The organism is Stenotrophomonas sp. SrG (genome assembly GCF_050031795.1).
GTDB lineage: Bacteria > Pseudomonadota > Gammaproteobacteria > Xanthomonadales > Xanthomonadaceae > Stenotrophomonas > Stenotrophomonas rhizophila_A.
The window spans coordinates 1-301 of sequence record NZ_JBNBBE010000101.1 but is presented as its reverse complement, the minus strand read 5'-3'; the positions used below and the strand labels follow the sequence as shown (position 1 = coordinate 301).

Genomic DNA, 301 nt, shown 5'->3' with positions numbered 1-301 from the left:
CCCGCGGTTCCCGCGCGAAGTGCCCGCCGCAGTCGCCGCCGAAGTGGGCGCAGCCCGCCTCGGCGTGCGCCCGGGCCCGCTGACCACCCGGCAGGGCGCGGGCGACGACACCCCGCAGGCCACCTACCTGGCCGCCGCGCACATCCTGGCCAGCATCGGCGTGGCCTACCTGCACATCGCCGAAGCGGAGTGGGAGGACGCCCCGGTGATGCCGGTGGCGTGCAAGGAAGCGCTGCGGATGATCTATCGCGGCAGTCTGATCTCTCGCGGCACGTCGACCGTCGAGCGCGCCGACGAAGCG

Annotated in this window: 1 pseudogene; it reads left to right on the top strand. The window is 74.4% G+C overall.

The features are described from left to right. Positions 1–301: pseudogene (locus ACQG3P_RS19135) on the top strand (alkene reductase); the annotation flags it as partial.